Source organism: Pantoea alfalfae, from assembly GCF_019880205.1.
Taxonomy (GTDB): domain Bacteria; phylum Pseudomonadota; class Gammaproteobacteria; order Enterobacterales; family Enterobacteriaceae; genus Pantoea; species Pantoea alfalfae.
Window position 1 is genome coordinate 839692 of sequence record NZ_CP082292.1, and the last position, 12657, is coordinate 852348.

12 protein-coding genes and 3 tRNA genes are annotated in these 12657 nt (G+C 55.2%); 7 read left to right on the forward strand and 8 right to left on the reverse strand.

Translation table 11 applies throughout. The features are described from left to right. Window positions 1-5 precede the first annotated feature (5 nt). Entirely contained in the window at window positions 6-1334 is a 1329-nt protein-coding gene (argA, locus tag K6R05_RS03995) for an amino-acid N-acetyltransferase (RefSeq protein ID WP_013358908.1), read from the reverse strand. A gap of 232 nt (window positions 1335-1566) precedes the next feature. On the opposite strand from argA, the gene amiC reads away from it, so the two are divergent. Continuing rightward, complete coding sequence (gene amiC, locus K6R05_RS04000) at window positions 1567-2811, forward strand: N-acetylmuramoyl-L-alanine amidase AmiC (RefSeq protein WP_161732847.1); 1245 nt, start codon at window positions 1567-1569, stop codon at window positions 2809-2811. Window positions 2812-2921: 110 nt separating this feature from the next. Here amiC and K6R05_RS04005 read toward each other — a convergent pair. The 3 genes from K6R05_RS04005 to K6R05_RS04015 form a co-directional block, all read right to left on the reverse strand. Beyond that, a tRNA-Met gene (locus K6R05_RS04005) sits at window positions 2922-2998 on the reverse strand. 54 nt (window positions 2999-3052) lie between these two features. Continuing rightward, a tRNA-Met gene (locus K6R05_RS04010) sits at window positions 3053-3129 on the reverse strand. A 64-nt stretch (window positions 3130-3193) separates the two neighbouring features. Beyond that, window positions 3194-3270, reverse strand: a tRNA-Met gene (locus tag K6R05_RS04015). 203 nt (window positions 3271-3473) lie between these two features. Between K6R05_RS04015 and mltA the strand changes: the two genes are divergently transcribed. Then, window positions 3474-4622 (forward strand): murein transglycosylase A, encoded by a 1149-nt coding sequence (mltA, locus tag K6R05_RS04020; RefSeq protein ID WP_161732845.1) that lies wholly within the window; start codon window positions 3474-3476, stop codon window positions 4620-4622. A 48-nt stretch (window positions 4623-4670) separates the two neighbouring features. Beyond that, the gene (gene tcdA, locus K6R05_RS04025; protein WP_161732843.1) at window positions 4671-5483 is read left to right on the forward strand and encodes a tRNA cyclic N6-threonylcarbamoyladenosine(37) synthase TcdA; all 813 of its coding nucleotides are present in this window, start codon (window positions 4671-4673) and stop codon (window positions 5481-5483) included. Here tcdA and csdE read toward each other — a convergent pair. After that, window positions 5462-5917 carry a cysteine desulfurase sulfur acceptor subunit CsdE gene (gene csdE, locus K6R05_RS04030; RefSeq protein ID WP_222925038.1) on the reverse strand — a complete coding sequence of 152 codons (456 nt, stop codon included), beginning with the start codon at window positions 5915-5917 and terminating at the stop codon, window positions 5462-5464. The two genes, tcdA and csdE, sit on opposite strands and share 22 nt — an antisense overlap. A 2-nt stretch (window positions 5918-5919) precedes the next feature. Continuing rightward, window positions 5920-7128 (reverse strand): cysteine desulfurase CsdA, encoded by a 1209-nt coding sequence (gene csdA / locus K6R05_RS04035; RefSeq protein WP_222925039.1) that lies wholly within the window; start codon window positions 7126-7128, stop codon window positions 5920-5922. Window positions 7129-7337: 209 nt separating this feature from the next. Between csdA and K6R05_RS04040 the strand changes: the two genes are divergently transcribed. The 4 genes from K6R05_RS04040 (at window position 7338) to rlmM (ending at window position 10349) form a co-directional block, all read left to right on the forward strand. Next, entirely contained in the window at window positions 7338-7559 is a 222-nt protein-coding gene (locus K6R05_RS04040) for a YgdI/YgdR family lipoprotein (RefSeq protein ID WP_003854643.1), read from the forward strand. A gap of 333 nt (window positions 7560-7892) precedes the next feature. Next, window positions 7893-8810, forward strand: a complete 918-nt coding sequence (locus tag K6R05_RS04045; RefSeq protein ID WP_003854641.1) for a transcriptional regulator GcvA — start codon at window positions 7893-7895, stop codon at window positions 8808-8810. Window positions 8811-8860: 50 nt separating this feature from the next. After that, window positions 8861-9256 carry a DUF423 domain-containing protein gene (locus K6R05_RS04050; RefSeq protein ID WP_222925040.1) on the forward strand — a complete coding sequence of 132 codons (396 nt, stop codon included), beginning with the start codon at window positions 8861-8863 and terminating at the stop codon, window positions 9254-9256. Then, window positions 9249-10349 (forward strand): 23S rRNA (cytidine(2498)-2'-O)-methyltransferase RlmM, encoded by a 1101-nt coding sequence (gene rlmM, locus K6R05_RS04055; protein ID WP_161732837.1) that lies wholly within the window; start codon window positions 9249-9251, stop codon window positions 10347-10349. Before K6R05_RS04050 ends, rlmM begins: the two co-directional genes overlap by 8 nt. 24 nt (window positions 10350-10373) lie before the next feature. On the opposite strand, the gene xni is transcribed toward rlmM, so the two are convergent. Next, a complete protein-coding gene (gene xni, locus K6R05_RS04060; RefSeq protein ID WP_222925041.1) occupies window positions 10374-11129 on the reverse strand; it encodes a flap endonuclease Xni in 756 nt (251 codons plus the stop codon). Between the two features lie 33 nt (window positions 11130-11162). Next, window positions 11163-12527, reverse strand: a complete 1365-nt coding sequence (gene ppnN, locus K6R05_RS04065; protein ID WP_222925042.1) for a nucleotide 5'-monophosphate nucleosidase PpnN — start codon at window positions 12525-12527, stop codon at window positions 11163-11165. Between the last annotated feature and the right edge of the window lie 130 nt (window positions 12528-12657).

The window sequence follows — 12657 nt, forward strand, 5'->3', positions numbered from 1 at the left end:
TGAAATCAGGTGAGGTCGGCCATCAGCACCTTGGAACGGCGCTGATAGTTGTACATCTCTTTTTTACTCTCGGGCAGTGACTCAATATCAACCGGCGTAAAGCCGCGCTCCTGGAACCAGTGGATGCTGCGCGTGGTTAACACAAACAGCTTTTGCAGTCCCATCTGCTTCGCCTGCAACGCTACGCGCTGCAGCAACATCTCACCGCGTGAAGAGCTGCGATAGTCAGGATGAACCGCCACACAGGCCATTTCACCAATCTTCTCATCCATAAACGGATAGAGGGCGGCACAGGCGATGGTCAGATTGTCGCGCTGAATAATCGTGAACTTATCTATCTCCATTTCCAGTTGCTCACGTGAGCGACGCACCAGAATGCCTTGTTGCTCCAGCGGACGGATCAGTTCGAGGATTCCGCCGATGTCGTTGATATTGGCGCGACGGATCTGCTCGGCCGACTCCATCACGATCTGCGTACCGATACCGTCGCGTGAGAAGAGCTCCTGCAACAGCGCGCCATCTTCCTGATAGCTGATGAGATGGCTGCGGCGCACGCCACTGCGGCAGGCTTTCACCGCGCCACGCAGGAAGCGGACCGTACCAGAAAGATAATCACCTTCCTTTTCAATCTCGTCGATGCGGGCCTGTGCATCGTTCGGGAACAGCTCGGAGATGATTTCACCATCGCTGTTCAGCACGCCCTGCTCGGAGCAGAAACCGATCATTTTTTCCGCTTTGAGCTTAATTGCCAGCTGGGTAGCCACTTCTTCTGACGTCAGATTAAAGCTTTCGCCGGTCACAGAGACTGCAACCGGACCCATCAGCACGATGGCATCGTTATCCAGCTGGCGATGAATCGCCTCTTCATCAATACGACGGATACGCCCGCTGTGGCAGTAATCCACGCCATCATCCACGCCCAGCGGCTGTGAAATAATGAAGTTGCCGCTGACCACATTGATATGCGCGCCCTGCAGCGGGGTATTGTTAAGACTCATTGAAAGGCGGGCAGTGATATCTAACTGCAACCGACCAGCAGCCTGCTTCACTAACTCCAGCGATTGCGCATCAGTCACCCGGGTAAATTTATGATAAACCGGTTCCAGTTGCTGCTGAGCCAGGCTGGCGTCTATCTGTGGCCGTGCGCCATAAACCACCACCAGGCGGATGCCCAGGCTGTGCAGCAGGCCGATGTCGTTAACGATGCCAGAGAAGTTCTCATGCTCAATCGCTTCGCCACCCAGCATGATGACAAAGGTTTTACCCCGGTGGGCATTGATATAGGGAACGGTATGGCGAAAACCCTGAACCAGTTCGGTACTACGTTCCTTCACGGCCAACCCTCAGTGAATGTTTATTCGTATTTTCTGTATTTTTATGCTTTTACGCCCGATTTTGCAAGCCTTAATCCTGACGAAAATTTACGTTTTTATGGGTGTCAAAGCCGCTAACAGCCTGCATTATTTGGGGTTTCCAGGGTGACATCATCCTGCGGATTGGATAAAGTTTTCGCCGCCATTTGATTAACTGGCGCTTTTTTAGACATAACACAGCAGCTGGAGCGGCATGTCAGACGGTAATTCCCATTTTTCACGCAGACGATTTTTACAGGGGACAGGCGCCTTACTGTTGCTGAGCGTCAGCCGTACAGGGCTGGCGGCAAAGAACCACATTGTGGCGGTGCGTATCTGGCCCTCATCCACTTACTCGCGCATGACGCTGGAGTCCAGTGTCGCGCTGAAATACAAGCAGTTTGCGCTGAGCAATCCCGAACGACTGGTAATCGATATTCAGGGCCTGCATCTTAATTCGACCCTGAAAGGGGTGGATAAGCAGGTTCGGGTCGACGATCCCTTTATCAAAAATGCCCGGGTCGGCCAGTTCGACAGCAACACGGTGCGCGTTGTTCTGGAGCTGAAGCGCAACGTCGCACCGAAGATCTTTAATCTGGCACCGGTCGCTGGTATCAATCACCGGCTGGTGGTCGATCTCTACCCGAGCCAGGACCATGTGGAAGACGATCCGCTGCTGGCCCTGCTGAAAGATTATAATCAGGGCGATCTGGAGAAGGATGAAGGGGTGCAGGCGCCGTTACCCGGCAAAGCGGGACGCGATCGTCCGATTATCATCATGATTGATCCCGGCCATGGCGGAGAAGATCCTGGCGCGCACGGCAAATATAAGACGCGCGAGAAAGATATTGTGCTGAAGATCGGACGGCGACTCAAAGCGCTGATCGATAAAGAGTCCCACATGAAAGCCTATATGACGCGCAACGAGGATGTCTTTATTCCGCTGCGTGTCCGGGTCGCCAAAGCCCGTAAACAGCGCGCCGATCTCTTTGTGTCTATTCATGCTGATGCCTTTACCAGTCGGGCAGCACGCGGCTCTTCGGTATTTGCCTTATCAACCAGCGGTGCCACGTCAGCCGCCGCCCGTTTCCTGGCGCAGACCCAGAATGAATCAGACCTGATTGGCGGCGTCAGCAAAAGCGGCGACCGCTATCTTGATCACACCATGTTCGACATGGTGCAGCGTCAGACGATTCACGACAGCCTCAGGTTTGGTAAAGAGGTGCTGCATCGCATGGGGCGCATCAACCATCTGCATAAACGCACCGTGGATCAGGCGGGATTTGCGGTGCTGAAAGCGCCGGATATCCCGTCAATCCTGGTAGAGACCGCGTTTATCAGTAATGTGGAAGAGGAGCGAAAGCTGCGAACCACCCGCTATCAGCATCAGGTTGCAGAGGCAATTCTGGAAGGCATCAGGGCTTATGTGAAGAGTGGGGCGGCGCTGGCCCATCGGTAAAGGTGTGCGGGTAGTCACGACTATCCGCGCATTTATCTGCGGGAGAGAGGCCTGAGAGGAATTTGCGAACGGCAGAAACAAAAAAACACCCTTTCAGGTGTTTAAATGATTGGTTGCGGGGGCCGGATTTGAACCGACGACCTTCGGGTTATGAGCCCGACGAGCTACCAGGCTGCTCCACCCCGCGTCCGTATCATACTTTTTTCACATTGTGACTTCTGTAAAACTGCTGCAGAAGTATTGGTTGCGGGGGCCGGATTTGAACCGACGACCTTCGGGTTATGAGCCCGACGAGCTACCAGGCTGCTCCACCCCGCGTCCGTATTGCTTCTATTACTTTTACTTCTCACACTGTGACTTCTGAAAACTACTGCAGAAGTATTGGTTGCGGGGGCCGGATTTGAACCGACGACCTTCGGGTTATGAGCCCGACGAGCTACCAGGCTGCTCCACCCCGCGTCCGTGGAAGCGCACTATACTCTCCGCGCTAATTCATGCAACCCCTTTTTAAAGATAAAAGCCAAATTAACAGCCAGTTGCTGAAGGATTCAACCATATGGCTAATTATTGAACTGATATGCGCCAGGTCAAAGCGGATGCATTTCATTCTGTCGGGGGCTTTGCTATCGTCGCGGGGCGAACAGTTATAAAAAGAGAAGATAATGAAATCACATTGGGTGAAGTATGCACTCACTGGCGCGTTAATCACGCTGCTGGCGGCCTGTAGCTCTAAACCGACCGATCGCGGTCAGCAATATAAAGATGGCAAACTGGAACAGCCGCTGGCGCTGGTGAATCAGCCCAATGCTAAAGGCGCACCGGTTAATGGCAAAGACTTTGGCGATCAGGTGCGCCAGATTCAGTCCGCCTCATCCGCTCTTTATAATCGTCAGAACGGCACCTACAGCGCAATTGAAAGCTGGCTGATGGCAGGCGCCGATACCCGACAGCTTCGTCAGTATGGCCTGAACGCCTGGCAGATGGAGGGCACGGACAACTACGGTAACGTGCAGTTTACCGGTTACTACACGCCGGTCGTGGAAGCGCGCTACACCCGGCAGGGCGAATTCCAGTATCCGATCTACCGTATGCCGCCGCGCAAACGCGGAGAGAAATTACCGAGCCGCGCCTCTATCTATAGTGGCGGACTTGATGACCGCTACGTCATTGCCTACAGCAACTCGCTAATTGATAACTTCATGATGGATGTGCAGGGCAGTGGTTACGTCGACTTTGGCGATGGCCGCCCGATGACCTTCTTTGGTTACGCCGGTAAAAATGGCTGGGGCTACCACAGTATCGGTAAAGAGCTGATCGACCGCGGTGAAGTGAAGCGCGAAGATATGTCGATGCAGGCGATTCGCCAGTGGGCGCAGGAGCACTCACCGCAGGAAGTGCGTGCGCTGCTGGAAACCAACCCGTCATTCGTCTTCTTTAAAGCTGAGCCGTTTACGCCGGTGCGCGGTGCCAGCGCCGTTCCGCTGGTAGCGAAAGCCTCAGTGGCCTCTGACCGATCAATTATTCCGGCAGGCACCGTACTGCTGGCGGAAGTGCCGCAGTTGAATGAGAAGGGCAAATTCAACGGCAAATATGAGATGCGCCTGATGGTGGCGCTCGACGTAGGTGGCGCGATTAAAGGACAACACTTTGATATCTATCAGGGTATCGGCCCGGACGCCGCGCATCTGGCGGGCTTCTATAATCACTACGGCCGCGTCTGGGTGATCAAAGCCGCGCCGGGTGCCGGACAGCCGCTGTTCTCCAGCCCGCAAAACGGTAATAATGGTTCACTGCTTCTCGGCTCTAACTAATTTCTTCTCTGCGGGCCTTCGGGCCCGCACGACGTAACAGGTTCAACTATGAAAGTGTTAAACGACGCCTGGCATCAGCGCTTTGGCGGCACGGCGCGTCTCTATGGCCAGAATGCGATGCAACGTTTTGCTGACGCACACTTCTGCGTCATCGGTATTGGCGGCGTCGGCTCCTGGGCAGCGGAAGCGCTGGTGCGCACCGGCATTGGTAAAATCACCCTGATAGATATGGATGACGTCTGCATTACCAACACCAACCGACAGCTTCATGCGCTGCAGGGTAACGTCGGTAAAGCCAAAACGGAGGTGATGGCCGAGCGGCTGCGGGCGATCAATCCGGACTGCGACGTGATCTGCATTGATGACTTTATCACGCCCGAGAACACCGCCGAACTGATGGCCGCCGGTTTCGACTATGTGATCGACGCGATCGACAGCGTGCGGCCTAAAGCGGCGCTGATCGCCTGGTGTCGCCGGAATAAGATCCCGTTGATCACCACCGGTGGCGCGGGTGGGCAGATTGATCCGACCCAGATCCAGGTCGCCGATCTGGCAAAAACCATTCAGGATCCGCTTGCGGCGAAGCTGCGCGAACGCTTGAAAAGCCTGGGCGTGGTGAAAAACAGCAAAGGCAAACTCGGCATCGACTGCGTTTTTTCGACTGAAGCGCTGGTCTATCCGCAGGCCGACGGCAGCGTCTGTGCTTCACGCAGCACGGCAGAGGGTCCGAAGAGAATGGATTGCACATCCGGCTTTGGCGCGGCAACCATGGTGACCGCCACCTTCGGCTTTGTGGCCGTTTCGCATGCGCTCAAAAAATTTCTGGCGCGCGCCGCCCGTCAGGATGCGGTCAGCGCCTGACGCGCGGCATGCTCTACCGCAGCGGCCAGCGCCTGCAGGCCGCTGCTGCGGGAGGCGCTGAGCTGGGCGCGCAGGCCGAGTTCATCAAACAGGGCTAAGGGATCGGTGACCAGCAATTGCTGCGGCGTCTGGCCCTCAACCGCAGTCAGCAGCACGGCCAGCAGGCCGCGCACAATCCGTCCTTCACTATCACCATAGAAGTGCAGTGAGCCATCCTCACATAACTGGCTGCCCAGCCAGACCCGGTTTTCACATCCGCTCAGTTCAATTTCCGCCGTTTTCAGTTCCTCCGGCAGGGCAGGCAACTGGCGGCTCAACTGGATCAGCTGGCGATAACGATCTTCCCACTGATGAAAGCGGCCGAAACTCTCTTTCAGACTGGTAACGGTAATCTGTTCGCCAAACGGGTGTGGCGCTAACAGCGATGAACACATAATCAAAACTCCGATAACAGCGAGATTGCGCCTTTCATGGCGCGCACCAGCGCATCAACATCCTGCAGATTATTATAGGGTGCAAAAGAGGCCCGCAGCGTGCCGCTGACGCCCAGCGCCGACAGCAACGGCTGCGCACAGTGCTGACCGGCGCGCAGGGCGATTCCCTGCTCAGCCAGCAGCGTCACCAGATCGCTGTGATGCAGGTCAGCAAATTCAAAGGCCAGCAGACTGGCATTGCCACAGCGGAAGCTGCGAAAGCCGGGCAGTTCTGTCAGTTGCTCTTCCGCCAGCGAGGCAAGCTGCTGACTCCAGCGCTCAGCTTCGGTCAGATTGTACTGCGCCAGCCAGCTCAGTGCCGCACTCAATCCCACCACACCCGCCACATTCGGGGTGCCGGCCTCAAAACGCCACGGCACCGGCTGTGGCGTGAAACCATTGAAGTCAACATCCGTGATCATTTTCCCGCCGCCCTGCCAGGGTTCCATCGTCTCCAGCAGTTCCGCTTTGCCATATAACGCGCCAATGCCCATCGGGCCGTAAATCTTATGTCCGGAAAAAGCGTAAAAGTCGATATCCAGCGCCTGTACGTCAGGCGGGCAGTGCACCACCCCCTGCGCGCCATCGACCATCACTTTCGCCCCCACGGCATGTGCCAGCGGGATCGCCTGAGCAAGATCGGGGCAACCCCCGGTGACGTTCGACATCTGACCAACTGCCAGCAGGCGGGTACGGCTGTTAAGCAGGGTGGGTAACAGGCTGATATCGGGCAGACGATCTGGCCCTAACGGCCATTTTACGACGCGGGCACCGCACGCCTGCGCAGCCATCAGCCAGGGAACCAGGTTGGCGTGGTGCTCAGCCTCACTCACCACGATCTCATCACCGGGCTGCAGGCGCGGACGCAGCCAGCTGTTCGCCACCAGGTTTATCGCTTCGGTAGTGCCGCGCGTCCAGACAATCTCACGATCGTCCGCGGCATTAACCCAGCGGGCAACCTGATTGCGCGCCTGCTCATAGCGCTGGGTTAAGGCCTGGGCGGCGGCAAACTGGCTGCGATGAACCGTACCCGCACTGAAGCTGTAAAACTGCTGCGTACTGTCAATAACGGCCTGCGGCTTCAGCGTGGTCGCGGCGCTGTCGAGATAGATGCCGGCGTCGGCGAGCGCGGGAAACTGCTGGCGGAATGCGGTGGGATTAAATGCGGTCATGCCGGGTCCATGATAAGAAAAATTAGGACCACACTGAAAGAATGGTCTGCGTCTGGCAAAGCTGGAAAAGCGCGTTATGCTGAATAATGCAAGGTTTGAACCAAACCCGCATAACGATCGGACGTTTAATAGTCGATCCCACTTATCGGCTGCCTCTGGTTAGCGTAACGCGGGTGGTTTGATGCAATCAATCTACAAGGAGATAGCAGATGAAAAAACTTACCGCAGTACTGGCCGTATGTACTCTGGCTTTTACCCTGAGTGCCTGTTCAAGCAATTACGTAATGCATACCAATGATGGTCGCACCATCGTGGCTGCCGGCAAGCCTAAAGTTGATAACGATACCGGCATGATCAGCTATAAAGATGCGAATGGCAACGAGCAGCAGATTAACCGCTCTGATGTCAAAGAAATGGTCGAGTCAAAGTAAGCAGCAAAAAAAAGCACCGCAATTTGCGGTGCTATTTAAAAATCACTATGGACAGACAGGGTAAATCTACAGGAATTAAGAGTTTGATCCGCAATCGTCGGATCAAAAATTGCAAACACAACATCACGACCACAAGCCAAAAGCTTTCAGAAAATCTGCGAACTCACTCACAAATCTAAAAACTTTTCGTTCCGGCTCAGGAAGTGCGGCAACTATAGGTATTTGCTGGAGGTTCCTCAACGGACAAATTATAATGCCTCGGATTAAAAATTCTAATACGTAAACGCTTTTTATAAGCCTGCGTATTTTTCGCCGATCCGGATACGGAAAACCATGTCGAAACGCCTTCCTCCTCTTAACGCACTGCGGGTTTTTGATGCCGCTGCGCGCCATTTAAGCTTTACCAAAGCCGCTGAAGAGCTGTTTGTTACCCAGGCTGCCGTAAGCCATCAGATTAAATCTCTGGAAGATTTTCTGGGGTTAAAGCTGTTTCGCCGGAGGAATCGTTCGCTGTTACTGACCGAAGAAGGGCAAAGCTACTATCTCGACATCAAAGAGATTTTCTCGGCAATTAACGAAGCGACCCGCAAACTGCAGGCGCGCAGTGCCAAGGGAGCGCTGACCGTCAGTTTACTGCCGAGCTTTGCTATTCAGTGGCTGGTTCCCCGCCTCTCCAGCTTTAATATGGCTTATCCGGGAATCGACGTGCGTATCCAGGCAGTTGACCGCGATGAAGAGAAACTGGCCGACGATGTCGACGTGGCAATTTTCTACGGACGTGGCAACTGGCCCGGCCTGCGGGTTGAAAAACTCTATGCCGAATATCTGCTGCCGGTCTGTTCGCCATCACTGATGACCGGCGATAATCCGCTGAAAACCCCGATGGATCTCTCGCGCTTTACCCTGCTGCATGATGCCTCCCGCCGTGACTGGCAATCGTATATCCGCCAGCTGGGTCTGCAGCATATTAATGTTCAGCAGGGGCCGATCTTCAGCCACAGCGCCATGGTGTTGCAGGCGGCGATTCATGGTCAGGGCGTGGCGCTGGCCAACAACGTCATGGCGCAGAGCGAAATAGAGGCCGGGCGATTAATCTGCCCATTTAATGATGTATTAGTCAGTAAAAACGCTTTTTATCTGGTTTGTCATGACAGTCAGGCAGAACTGGGTAAAATAGCCGCCTTCCGACAGTGGATCCTGGAAAAAGCTGCAACCGAACAAGAAAAATTCCGCTTTCGCTATCAACAATAACAGTTTGATTTATCTGCATTACGGTGCAAATGCACCCTGAGGATCGGTTAATGTCCAGTCGTGCCATGTTTGTTTTTGCGGCTATCAGTGGATTTCTGCTGGTAGCTTTTGGCGCATTTGGTGCCCACGTTTTGAGCCAGTCGCTGGGTGCGGCTGAGATGGCCTGGATTCATACCGGGCTGGAATATCAGGCTTATCACACGTTAGCGGTGATGGGACTGGGTGCCGCGATGTTACGCCGCGCCAATATCTGGTTTTACTGGAGCAGTGCGCTGATGGCGCTCGGCACCGTGTTGTTTAGTGGCAGCCTCTATTGTCTGGCGCTGTCACATCTGAAGTTTTGGGTTTTTATCACACCGGTGGGAGGAGTCTGTTTCCTCGCCGGTTGGGTATTGATGTTGATTGGCGCGCTGCGTCTTAAACCAAAGGCAGAACGCCATGAATAAAGTTTTACTCTATTGTCGTCCCGGTTTTGAAAAAGAGTGTGCGGCGGAAATCAGCGCCAAAGCGGCTGAACGTGAAATCTACGGCTTTCCGCGGGTTAAAGATGACTCCGGCTACGTGCTGTTTGAGTGCTACCAGTTTGAAGATGCCGAGCGTCTGGCGCGTGAGTTACCGTTTGACGAGCTGATTTTTGCCCGGCAGATGCTGGTTGTCGGTGAAATGCTGCGTGACCTGCCGCAGGAAGATCGCATCACCCCGATTGTCGGTATGCTGACCGGCGTGGTGGAGAAGGGCGGCGAACTGCGTGTAGAAGTGCCTGACACTAACGAAGCGAAAGAGCTGACCAAATTCTGCCGCAAGTTCACCGTGCCGCTGCGTTCAGCACTGCGTGAAAGCAAGATTCTACTGAACTATGAAAGTCCGAAACGCCCGGTCGTGCATGTGTTTTTCATCGCGCCAGGCACCTGTTACGTTGGCTACTCCATCCGGGAAAACAGCTCGTCGTTTTACATGGGTATTCCACGCCTTAAGTTCCCCTCCGATGCGCCAAGCCGTTCCACCCTTAAGCTGGAGGAGGCGTTTCACGTCTTTATCCCTGCGGATGAGTGGGATGAGCGTTTAGCCAGCGGCATGTACGCCGTGGATCTCGGTGCCTGTCCGGGCGGCTGGACTTATCAGCTGGTCCAGCGCAGCATGATGGTCTATGCAGTGGATAACGGACCGATGGCCCCGAGCCTGATGGATACCGGCCAGGTGATGCACGAGAAAGCCGATGGGTTTAAATTCCGTCCGCCACGCACCAACATCAGCTGGCTGGTATGTGATATGGTGGAGAAACCGGTGCGCGTGGCTAACCTGATGACCGACTGGCTGGTTAACGGCTGGTGTCGTGAAGCGATCTTCAACCTCAAATTGCCGATGAAAAAGCGTTATGAAGAGGTCACGCAGAATCTGGCCATGATGCAGGAGCGCTTTGATGAGAATGGCATTAATGTGCAGATTCGCGCCCGTCAGCTCTATCATGACCGCGAAGAGGTGACGGTTCATGTGCGCCGTATGTGGGCCGCGACCGGTGGACGTCGCGACGAACGTTAATCGTCAGGCTGAGTGCAGCTGCACTCAGCCGGTATAACGCAGCGTATTCAGATTGCCCTGCAATACCAGATCCCGCTTCAGCATGGCGACCTGACGGCTGATCTCAGCCATTTGCTGACCTTCCGCGAGCTTTTCCTGCCATTTAGCGGGCACCTTATCCAGTTGCTGATAGATCCCTTCAAGCGTGTGAAACTCTGCCAGCAGCTGTTTTGCGCTTTTCGGGCCGATGCCGGTGATGCCTGGAATTTTACTGCTGCTGATGCCGCACAATCCCCAGTAGTCGGGGAGTAACTGGGGGGCTACGCCAAATTCAGCTTCAATAAAAGGCAGATCGAGCCACCGTTTCTGGAAGTAGTCACGGATGCGGATTTCGGGGGCCAGCAGCTGGCAGTAGCCTTTGTCGGTGGACACGATGGTGGCCTGGTGTCCGGCCTGAGCCATTTTCACCGCCAGCGTCGCCGCTAAATCATCTGCCTCATCCTCGCCCGCTATCCAGCAGCTTACGCCTGCCGAACGAAAAGCCTCCTGCAACGCCGGCATCTCTGCCTGTAGATCGTCTGGCATCGGCGGGCGACCACTTTTGTAATCGGGCAGCAGCTGATGTCGCCAGCCCTGATGACGTGCCTCGCCATCAAAAACCGCCACAGCATGAGTCGGACGGGCGTGGCCCAGAACCTGGCGCAGCGCAGCTACACAGCCGTCGACACAGGGGGAGCCCTGTACCGCATGCAGACGGCGGATCAGGTTCAACGCGTCAACAATAACAAGATGAAGAGCCATGAGCGTATGGGCAGCCCGGGGGCTGCCTCCTGGTTATTTGATAATTTCGTAGCAGGGGATGTAGGCAGTGCCAGGCAGTTTCATGCGTTGCTGGGCAACGAATCCCTGTAGCAGCTCATCCATGCGGTGCATGATGTCGGGATCGCCATGCAGTTTGTAGCGTCCCTTCACGCGGATTTCGCGGATGCCCATCTCTTTGACATTACCGGCGACGATACCTGAGAAGGCGCGGCGCAGGTCGGCAGCCAGCTTCTCGGGAGGCTGATTGGTATAGAGATTGAGATTGGCCATATTTTCATGGGTTGGCAGGAACGGCACCTGCAAATCGGGCTCAATGCGGATCGACCAGTTAAAGCTGTACGCATCGCCGGTTTCGCGACGGTTCTCTTTGACCTGCGGCATCGCTTTCTTCATCAGACGCGCCACTTCTGCCGCGTCATCAATGATGATCTGATAATGCTTACGTGCCTGTTCACCCAGCGTGTTAACGATGAAATCATCCAGAACGCGGAAGTAATCGGCGCTCTCTTTCGGCCCGGTCAGAATCAGCGGCAACACCTGATCGTTGTTCTGCGGATTCATCAGGATGCCCAGCAGATAGAGCAGCTCTTCAGCCGTACCGACGCCGCCCGGAAAAATGATGATGCCATGAGCGATACGCACAAACGCTTCCAGACGTTTTTCAATATCTGGCATGATGATCAGCTCATTCACCAGTGGATTCGGCGGCTCAGCTGCAATAATTGAGGGCTCGGTGAGGCCGATAAAACGGCTGTCGCGATAGCGCTGCTGAGCATGGCCAACCGCTGCGCCTTTCATCGGCGCTTCCATCACGCCTGGCCCGCAGCCGGTACAGATATTCAGTTCACGCAGTCCAAGCTGCGTACCGACATTGCGGCAATACTGATACTCAACGGCGTTGATTGAGTGACCACCCCAGCAGACTACGGTGTTGGGATCCTCGCCGATGTGCAGAGCCCGCGCATTACGCAGAATCGAAAATACCGTGTTGGTGATGGTGGCGGAATCATTCTCTTCGGCTGCGCTTAACCGGCCCGGTATGTTGAGCTGGCCGCTGACAAACAGGATGTCACGCAGCACCGCAAACAGGTTAGCCTGTAGTGAGCGGATAATGCGGCCATCCACGAACGCCTCTTCCGGCGGATTGATCAGTTCCAGTTTGACGCCGCGCTCCTGGCGCAGCACGTTGATGTCGAAGTTCTCAAAGCGGGAGAGCAATTCGTGGCTGCTGTCAGTCTGGCTGCCGGAGTTAAGCACGGCCAGAGAGCAATTGCGAAACAGCTGGTAGAGGTCGCTGCTGGCAGTGCGCTTGAGCATGTCGACTTCCAGCTGCGAGAGCAGATCCATTGAGCCAAGTGGGCTGATATGGGTAATCAAATGAACTCCTTTACACCCGCCTGGGTGCGTGTTGGCACTGCAACGGCAGTGACGAAAATCCCTGGTCGGCAACCCGCAGGTTGCCGCCTTCACCAGAGTAGCCTTGTCGGCCCGCACAGCTCAAGCGGAA